At 62.2% G+C, this 8,722-nt stretch carries 6 protein-coding genes and 2 pseudogenes; 5 read left to right on the top strand and 3 right to left on the bottom strand.

Translation table 11 applies throughout. From position 1 onward, the window contains the following. The first annotated feature begins 81 nt into the window (after positions 1-81). The 3 genes from XpopCFBP1817_RS24145 (at position 82) to XpopCFBP1817_RS23630 (ending at position 2,559) form a co-directional block, all read left to right on the top strand. Positions 82-273, top strand: coding sequence for a hypothetical protein (locus tag XpopCFBP1817_RS24145; RefSeq protein WP_425479130.1), 192 nt, complete (start codon positions 82-84; stop codon positions 271-273). Beyond that, positions 270-2,198: a hypothetical protein gene (locus XpopCFBP1817_RS18000; RefSeq protein ID WP_128418167.1), complete on the top strand. Its 1,929-nt coding sequence runs from the start codon at positions 270-272 to the stop codon at positions 2,196-2,198. The genes XpopCFBP1817_RS24145 and XpopCFBP1817_RS18000 overlap by 4 nt, the downstream gene beginning before the upstream one ends. Positions 2,199-2,424: 226 nt before the next feature. Next, positions 2,425-2,559 carry a hypothetical protein gene (locus XpopCFBP1817_RS23630; protein ID WP_279627133.1) on the top strand — a complete coding sequence of 45 codons (135 nt, stop codon included), beginning with the start codon at positions 2,425-2,427 and terminating at the stop codon, positions 2,557-2,559. A gap of 303 nt (positions 2,560-2,862) precedes the next feature. On the opposite strand, the pseudogene pnuC reads toward XpopCFBP1817_RS23630, so the two are convergent. The 3 genes and pseudogenes from pnuC to XpopCFBP1817_RS18015 form a co-directional block, all read right to left on the bottom strand. Further along, positions 2,863-3,336: pseudogene (gene pnuC / locus XpopCFBP1817_RS18005) on the bottom strand (nicotinamide riboside transporter PnuC); the annotation flags it as partial. A 235-nt stretch (positions 3,337-3,571) separates the two neighbouring features. After that, positions 3,572-5,740, bottom strand: coding sequence for a TonB-dependent receptor (locus tag XpopCFBP1817_RS18010; RefSeq protein ID WP_128418168.1), 2,169 nt, complete (start codon positions 5,738-5,740; stop codon positions 3,572-3,574). Positions 5,741-5,772: 32 nt separating this feature from the next. Then, positions 5,773-6,930, bottom strand: coding sequence for a phosphotransferase enzyme family protein (locus XpopCFBP1817_RS18015; protein WP_128418169.1), 1,158 nt, complete (start codon positions 6,928-6,930; stop codon positions 5,773-5,775). 365 nt (positions 6,931-7,295) lie between these two features. On the opposite strand from XpopCFBP1817_RS18015, the gene XpopCFBP1817_RS18020 reads away from it, so the two are divergent. Together XpopCFBP1817_RS18020 and XpopCFBP1817_RS18025 are read left to right on the top strand one after the other, a co-directional pair. Beyond that, positions 7,296-8,135: a glycosyltransferase family 2 protein gene (locus tag XpopCFBP1817_RS18020; RefSeq protein ID WP_128418170.1), complete on the top strand. Its 840-nt coding sequence runs from the start codon at positions 7,296-7,298 to the stop codon at positions 8,133-8,135. A 129-nt stretch (positions 8,136-8,264) separates the two neighbouring features. After that, positions 8,265-8,645, top strand: a pseudogene (locus XpopCFBP1817_RS18025) (hypothetical protein); the annotation flags it as partial. Positions 8,646-8,722: the final 77 nt, after the last annotated feature.

Here is an 8,722-nt window from a genome sequence, read left to right on the forward strand (position 1 = left end):
TGCGCGCACTTGTTTCTACACGATCCGGGTGCAACCAGCTGATCTATCTCGGGAAAACGTGGGGAAACCTCAGATCCTGGCATCTTCTCTACCGATCGGGATCGTGTCTTTAATCCTGGATTCTCTTTACGCGCAAAAGGCAAGGGCTACGGCCTCTACCTGGCGCGAGAAGTGGCGGAATACCACGGCGGACGCCTATATTTGGCTCCGACGGCTGGCGAAGATGGTCAGCTACGTACGTTCATACTGGAACTGCCTAGGACAGAAAAATGAGCTTGGAAGCGAACTTCATGAGCGCCGGTATTGGGCGTGTGCTTATCGTGGACGATGATTTGTCCCACGCGGTCGATATGGCTAGTCTCGACAAGCATGGTCAGGGGGTGGCGATCTCACAGGTGCTTGCCGACGAGAATCACGACTACACGTTTGCGCTTGACGAAGAGCTTGAACGGATGGCGTTACCGCATGGAAGCGCTGATGACCGCCTCAAGGCTCTTAAGGCTCCTGCCGTTCGGGCGGTGGCCCACGAAGTTCTTCGCGGCGCCTACGAGCGCGCGATGACGGACCGGGAAGCACTGCGAGCTCCGTTGGACAAGATCAAGAGCTGGCTCACCGTCCGCGGAGTCGAACTAGAGGAGTGGTCGGAGACTAGAGATCTTCCCGAGGCGGATCGCTACGATTTGCTCGTGGTCGACTACTTCCTGATGGATAACGACCCGCAAGCTACCTACAAGCTCATCCGAGATTTCAAGCGGGCGCACGCCAACAGAGAGCACCCACTCCTTGTTGTTCTCATGTCATCAGACATCAGTGCCATTCGGGGGCATTTCGAGGACATCCGGGACGAGTGCGAAATATCTGCCTCTCGGTTTCGGATTCTGGCGAAACCTGTCATCGCCAATCCCGACTCGGATGAGGATGTAAAGGAGAAGTGGCTGCGGGCGTTGCAGCAGCTTGCCACCGAGCGGCCCTTGGTCATGCCGATCGAGCGATTTGTTGAGGCTTGGAAGACGAGCTTAAACAAAGCCGCCGAGCAGATGGTTCGTCGCCTTTATGACCTCGACGCCAGCGCTTTCGCCTTGCTTTCGGCTACCGCCAGCCAGGATTCGATGAAGTTGGAGGAGTATCTGGCAGATGTGCTTTCGCGGCGTGTCAGTGCGGAAGCCGAGGAGCATGGATTTCCTTTCGATGAAATTGATGCGCTCAGGGAGGCACTGAACGACGCGCAATCGACCATTGGGCCCACGATCGACCAGGGCGTGGAAGTGCGGCATGCGCAACGAGCGATCAGGATTCTCATGAGCGATGTCGCTTGGCACCGCCGACCCTGGTGGGAACCTAAGGCTGGTCCGCCCAGGCCAGCGGTGGCACCACCCGCGGACCCTCCTGCGGTGGCGCCCGCAGAAGCCGCATCCGAGGCACACCAGAAGCTGCAGACTGAAGTGCCTGCCGAGATTGCCCAGGAAGTAACCGCGGCAAATGCAGGTGCCCCAGAAGAAGCAGGGGGCCCAGCTATTGCGCCCGAGATGCCGCATCCAGCGCACACCGAAGATCGTCTGATCTGGATGAAGCGGTACATCAGATTCGGCACGATTCTGCGAGAGAAGGAAGGCGCCAGGCGCTACTTCGTCAATCTGACTCAGGCATGCGATGTCCAGTCAGAAAAGCTGAACACCGTCGCTGACGTGCACTACTTGCTGATCCAGGGCAATAGATTTCCGGTGGATCGCGTGGCAGTGGGGGAAAAACTTTTCGACTCTCCCTACTGCTGCGATGACCTCGATTCAGACGACTTCTTTGCGCTTCAGTGGCGCTTACGGCAGCCATTCACCCCTTCGATGGCGAAGCTGCTGGAAACACTTGAAGATTACAACTGGGTAGGCCAGCTTCGTAGCGATACAGCCTACGCGGTTTTGTCAAAGTATGTCTCTCAGGCTTCGCGTGTGGCCCAGATCCGCATGCTTAAGGTGTACCGCTATTCCGCGTCGGTCTACCACAAGCAAGCCACAGGTTGGGTCCAAAAGGATGTCAATGAACCGATTGAGGCCAGCGCGTGGCAGACAGAGAAAAAACTGTGGAGAATCCAGTTTCCCGTCGCCGATGCTCGAGCCCTACTGCCGCTTCTGAGTGGAGTCGCAGATGCTAAAAAAGCTGAGTTCGTTAGCGAGCTCGTCTCTGGTATGGAATTGAGTCAATGAGCACCCTTTTCTTCGAAGGCGATCAAGAACACTGGCGCCCTGCTGATTCGCATGGACGCGAGCGCTGAATCTGATGGTGCTGCATTGGTAGATGAGATCAATAAGGCTGGACTGGGAAGCAAGCTACCCGTAGGGGCCACCCTGATTCTTGCCCGTGCGTTCGTATAGGTTGGCAGGCCACAAGAACACTTCGACTTGTTCGCAGGCTTCTCCGCGACCGGCTTCCATGCGGATTCTGGTCAAGTTCGATGTGCTGACGCTTATCACCCACGGCGATGACGATCAGATCTTTCCCGTCCAGGCGTCTGCGGCGATGATCCGGGGCTTGAGGCTGCCGGCCTACCATGGCGCTCTGCACTAACCGACATACATGCATGCTTGGCCGCTGTGCCCCTGGACTGCAGTGGATGTCGTCAGCATCTGTGCCACGTATCAAGCTAGCGCTGGCGCGCAAGGTGGATTCAGCATTCTGATCGCACGCTGAGGCGGCCTACCCATCGCCTGCTACGTCGGTGTCGGCGCCAATTTGGCGCCGCTCGCAGCACCGCAGTGGCTAGGCTGCGCACGGTGACCTGAAGGCGCTCCCGCTATTCAGCAGTTGCGGGTCGTCTCGGTGCTATGAGAGTTGCATCCTCTTTGCCTAGTTGCACTGACTTTGCCAATTCACACCCTTGCTGACGAATACGCCCACGTAGAGGCAATCGAGCACGATCCACAGCACCCAGTTGGCGATGCGTTTGCGTGCGGCCCACACGCTGGCAACCAGGCTGAAACTGGCCAGCGCCGCGTCCAGCCATGGCAGCGCGGCATCGGTGCGGTGATGCATGTAGGCACCCAGCGCGGCGGCAAACAGGGCACCCATGCCTAGCGACACCCACAGCTCGATGTGCGGCATCGGCAGTGGGCGAATGCGCGTGTCTGCGACAGTCCCGCGCTGCCAGTGCCACCAGCCGTACAGCTGGGTCAGTACGTACACGCCTTGCAGCAGCATGTCCGAGTACAGCTTCCACTGATAGAACAGCCAGGCATACAGCGCCACCGCCACGATGCCGACCGGCCAGCACCAGCGAATGCGCCGCGCGGTCAGCCACACCCCGAGCAGGTTGATCACGACGGCGATGGATTCGAGCAGTGACATGCAAAGCCTGATGGCAGGTGGATTGAGTGGCGGGATGGGTGGAAGACGTGAAGCGGCACTGCGTGCAGCCGGTGGAGGTCGTTCACTGCTCCAATCGCAGCTGCAGTGCGCACAACGGTCAGATCACAGTTGCCCGTCTGTCGCCGGAGAAAGACCCAAACCAACAACACCGATGCTGTTCTCTTCGCGCGCCTGCCGAGCAAGCTGCCCGCAGGGCGGATGGGGCAGCACGTTTTTAAAAATCTACCTGCACCGTCAAACGCGCCGTGCGCGGCGCACCGGGGAACAGATACGCATCGCCCTGGTATTCGCCGCTATCGCGCCAGTAGCGCTTGTCGAACAGGTTGTCCACGTTCAAGCGCCAGGTCGTGGCCAAGCCGCCCAGCGCGTTGGCGTAACGCGCGCCCAGATTGGCCACTGCATACGCCGGCACGCTGGCATTGCCAAGGCGGTCGGCGAACTTGCGCCCGCTGTATTGCACGCCCGCCAGCAGCGCCAGGCCATCGACACCGGGCACGCTGTAGTCGGCCTGCACGCTGGCGCGCAGCTTGGGCACGTTGATCGCCTGATGGCCTTCGTACTCGGCAATAGTGGTCTCTTGCGCGCGTGCGCGGATCGCCGCGACGCTGGCGAACAGGCGCAGTTGTTCGGTGGCCGCGCCGTCGGCCGACAGTTCCAGACCGCGGTTGTGCAGGCGGCCCTGCTGCACGTAGAGCAGGCCACCGTCGGCCTGCGGCTGGGTGAACTGGTAGGCCTGGCGAATGTCGAACAGTGCCGCACCCAGGCGCAGACCATCGAGCTCGAATTTTGCACCGGTTTCCAGCTGATACGCATTGGTCGGCGGCAGGATTTCATCGGCGTTGTCGGCAAACCACGGTGCGGTGCCGCCGGCCGCCAGGCTCTTGGCGTAGCTGGCATACAGCGCCACCTGCTGCTGCGGTTTGAACAGCAGCGCCGCCTGCGGCAGTAGCGCGTCCTTGCGTGTGCGCCGTTCCAGCACGCCATCGCGATCGAACGCGCGCTCGTCCAGGCGCACATAACGCGCGCCCAGCGACAGCTCCCATTGCGAACCAAAGCCAATCCGGTCGGCCACCACCAAGGCGCGTTGACGGCTATCCAGACGGCGTTGCTTCGGGTCCAGGGCGATGTCGGTTTGTGCAAACACGTCCGGGTCGCGGTCGATGCTGCCGCTGCCGACGAATGCGTTGACCGAGCCGAAACGGTCGATGGTGCGGCGTAGCCAATCGCCGCCGATGCTCAGGCGGTGATCCAGCGCGCCGGTGACCACGTGGCCTTCCACGGTGGCGCGCAGTTGATCGTGCACGCGGGTGTCGTCGGGGCTGCGGTAGTCGTAAACGTCGTACTCGCCCTGCGCGCTGAAGAAATTGGGCGTGGCGATGTCGGCGCAGCTGGCCGCGCCATAACAGCCCCAGGCAAATGCGGAAAAGTCGTTGATCACCGAGCGACTGCGCGAGGCTTCTGCGGTAGCGCGCCAGTTGTCGTTGAATTGGTAGGCGTAACGCAGCTGCGCATTGAGCGAATCCATCTGCACCGGGCGCGACCACGGCTGGTAGCCGAGCAGACGATGCACATCGATACCGCGCGGCACCTGGGTGCCCCCCAGCAACTGATAGCCCGGCACCGAGCGTTGCTGCCGATGCTGGTATTCCACATCCAGCTGCAGCAGCGATTGCGGGGTGATCTTCCAGTCGCCGGCCAGCGACAGGAAATTGCGATAGCCATCGGCGTGATCGACATAACTGTTGATGTCTTCGCGCGCTGCATTGACACGTAAACCCAGCGTGCGTTCGGCGCCGAACCAGTCGCCCAGATCGGCGGCGACATAGCGCGAGCCCTGCTCGTCGGTGCCCAGGGTCACGCTGCGCACATGCGCGGGCCGCTTGGTGCGGTAGTCGATCAACCCGGCCGGTTCGTTCACGCCGGATTGCAGCCCGGCCAGGCCTTTGAGTAATTGCACTTGCTGCTTGTTTTCCAGCGCGATGGACTGCTCGCCCACCGCGCTCATTCCATTGATGCGGTAACTGTTGGCAGCGTTGAGCGAATAACCGCGCACCACGAAGTTTTCGTAATAGCCGATCGGCGCATACGCATCGCCTGCAGACGCCTCGGCGCGCAGCACCTCGCTGAGCACGCGTGCCTGACGATCGAGCAATTGCTGGCGATCGAACACCGCGATCGAGGCAGGTGCATCCAGCAGGCGCGTGGCACCGAATCCGGTTGTCGCAGTGGTGTCGTTGGCACGCTCGCCACGCACATTGACTGCGTCCAGTTCAACCGCTGCGTCGTCGGGTTGCTGCTGCGCCAACGCAGGGGTGGCGATACACAGCGCCAGTGAAAGCGCAAGCGTGCAGCGGGAGAGCAGGGTGGTGGGGGACACACGCATGCGCAGGACTCGAAAAGAAGAAAGAAAAACGCTCATCGCAACCGGCGCGCACGTGCGTGCAGGCGGTCGAGCAGACGCTGGCCATCGGCATTGGCAAACCAGTCCGCGTGGCCCAGCAGATAACGGTGATAGGCGATGTCGGCGTTGCCGGCCGAGCGGGTGATGCCGGCGAAGTAGTCGATCTCGCTCAAGGCGAAATCGGCATGCACGATCGGCAGCAAGGCGGCGAGCAGCCGCAGTTGTGCAGCTGTAAGTGAGACGTGCTGTCCGTACCCGTCCAGCAGTGCATCGAGTTGATCCAGCTGCGGTTGCGCGCGCTGCCCGTTATCCAGATTCAGCCATGGAATCAGATTGCGTTCGATCGCGGTGGCCAGATCGAATAACGCAAAACTGCGATCGCACAGGCCAAAGTCGAACACCGCGCTGACCTCGGTGTCCCCGTCCTGCGTGCGCCACAACAGGTTGGAGGCATGCCAGTCGCCATGCGTCCACAGCGGCGGCATCGCAGCGGGCGCCGACAACAACGGCCACGCCTGTGCGTGCCAGGGCAGCAGATGTATGGCCAGGTCGCTGCGCCACGGCCGCTGTCGTAAATCGGTAGCCAATGCAGGGCGCGACAACAGCGCCTGTTCCAGCGCCTTAATCGGATCGGCCTGCCCGAACACGCTGAAGTTAGCGATCAGCGTGCTGGTGTCGCGCGGCGGCGCGTCGAATCCCTGTGCTGCCAGATGCAGGCGTGCCAATGCGGCGCCTGCCGCGAACGCATGCTGGTCGCTGTGGAACGCTGTCCACGACAACGCATCGCGATACAGATCGTGCCCGGCGCCGACGCGTTGCACTTCGTAGACCCAATCGCCTTGGGTCAATGCAGTGCGGCCCTGGGCATCGTGCAGCACCTCGACCACCGGCGCGCCGGCCCAGCGCAGATGCGCCATGAAGCAGTGCTCCTCGCGCAGCGCGGCGACCGTGCGCACGCTGCGGTGGTGACGCTTGACGATCAGCGTGCCGGTTGCGGTGTCCACGCATGCGGCGGCGGAAAAGGGGCGCGCGCTGTGCCAGCGGATCACCTCGCCACCGGCAAGGCCGGACAAATGCTGCAACACGCGGTGGATCTCGTTGGCGGTCAGCATCGGCCAGTCCGGCAGCGCCAATTCCAGACTCATGCCATGCACCTGATGCTGGGTGCTCATGGGCGCATGCCCGGCATGGGACCACTGGCTGGAAGGCCTGGTGGTATATACCAGCTAAGCGCGGCCGAGGAGCCATACCCGGCGCGCACGCCAGCAACGACACAGACGGCGCTGCCGGGCCGTCGTTGCATCGCGCGCACCATCAGGTGGCCGCAACGCATGGAGTGAAAAGGCAGCGCGAAACCGAAAGGTCGCTAACCGTCATCTCATGGATCATGTGTAGGGGGCGGGCCGCAGGCGGCGCCACCGAAAGCCGCCCGGCGGCTGTCGGGCGCGCAGTATGCCTGCTGAAGCAGGCGGCCGTCATGCCGGCCTTGCAGCAGTCGCGATGGCGCTGCGCGGCCTTGGCGCGGGATAATTGTCGGATGACGCCTATCCAGATCGCCGCCGTTGTCGTTACCTATCAGAGCAGCAGCACCATTGATGCATGCCTGTCGCGGCTGCGCGCGGCCGAGGGCATCAGCGAGATCCGGGTGGTCGACAATGCCTCCAGCGACGACACCCTGGAGGGCGTGCAGCGGCATGCGCTGGCCGATGCACGGGTGCATTTCATCGCCAATCCGGACAACCCGGGTTTTGCGACCGCCTGCAATCAAGGCGCCCGCGACTCGCAGGCGCCCTGGCTGGTCTTCATCAACCCGGACCTGATGGTCGAACGCGACACCCTGGTGCAGCTGCATGCGCGCGCAGCCGGACACGCGGCGGTGCTATTGGGCGTGGAGCAGGTGGACGAACAGGGGCGACCGGATGCCGCAGTACGCCGCCGCGACCCGGACTTCGCCGCGATGCTGCGTGCGCCGCGTGCCGCCGCCCAGTTGGCGGTGCCGGCCGACCCGGCTGTGGCGCTCCAGCCGGTCGATGCCATCTCCGGTGCCTTGATGCTGATGCAACGCAGCCTGTTCGACCGCCTCGACGGCTGGGACGGTGACTACCGCCTGCACGCCGAAGATCTGGACCTGTGCCGACGCGCACGCCAGGCCGGTGCGCTGGTCGCGGTGGCCAACGATCTGCAGGTGGTGCACGTGCGTGGCGTCTCCAGCCGCGCGCGGCCGTTCTTTGTCGAATGGCATAAACACCGCGGCCTGTGGCGCTATTTCCGCAAGTTCGAGGCCGGGCAACGCGGGCTGGCGACCCGGCTGGGCGTATGGCTTGCAATCTGGGCCCACGCCGCTGCCCAGGTGCCGCGATTGTTGCGAAATAGATGAGTTCGCTAGTGTTAAATTTGTGGAAAAACAATGCTTGGTAGCAGGCGGAACTGTGCTACGTTTTGTCTCGACGTGTGATCAAACCCTAGCTTCCTGTCCCTTCCGGGTCCCCTATCAGGAATCGTACAAATGTCTTTACAGAACGACCCGCGCTTGCGGGTACGTCAGTCGTGCCTCGCCTTGCCGCACTCCGGCTCGGCTGCTTCACTGCAGCACCTCACCCGCAACCTCCGACGCTTGCCGCTAGCATCGATCTCGGCGCTTGCGCTGAGCTGTGCGCTGGCCGCGTTGCCAGGCACGGCATTGGCCGGTGCCTGGACCCAGCCCCAGGGCGACACGTTGGTGATCGTCAAGGCGCTGCATAGCGATGGCACCGGCTGGTTCGACGATTCGCACAATCGTGGCGATTTTGGCAATAACGGTCGCAGCCGCCAGGACCAGCTCAATGTCTTTGTCGAGCACGGCTTGACCGACAAGTTGAGCGTGATCGGCAATTTCTATTTCACTGAAAGGAGCCTCTAAAAACCCCAGCAATCTGCCATCATTGACTTGACGCCCTGCCAGCGGAGAACGACAGACATGATCAG

Source organism: Xanthomonas populi, from assembly GCF_002940065.1.
In the GTDB taxonomy this organism is placed as follows: domain Bacteria; phylum Pseudomonadota; class Gammaproteobacteria; order Xanthomonadales; family Xanthomonadaceae; genus Xanthomonas; species Xanthomonas populi.

Bases quoted from the DNA above. Each gene is read 5' to 3' on its own strand.
- XpopCFBP1817_RS18000 (WP_128418167.1), top strand. From the start codon at position 270: ATGAGCTTGGAAGCGAACTTCATGAGCGCCGGTATTGGGCGTGTGCTT.
- XpopCFBP1817_RS23630 (WP_279627133.1), top strand. From the start codon at position 2,425: ATGCGGATTCTGGTCAAGTTCGATGTGCTGACGCTTATCACCCACGGC.
- XpopCFBP1817_RS18010 (WP_128418168.1), bottom strand. From the start codon at position 5,740: ATGCGTGTGTCCCCCACCACCCTGCTCTCCCGCTGCACGCTTGCGCTT.
- XpopCFBP1817_RS18015 (WP_128418169.1), bottom strand. From the start codon at position 6,930: ATGAGCACCCAGCATCAGGTGCATGGCATGAGTCTGGAATTGGCGCTG.
- XpopCFBP1817_RS18020 (WP_128418170.1), top strand. From the start codon at position 7,296: ATGACGCCTATCCAGATCGCCGCCGTTGTCGTTACCTATCAGAGCAGC.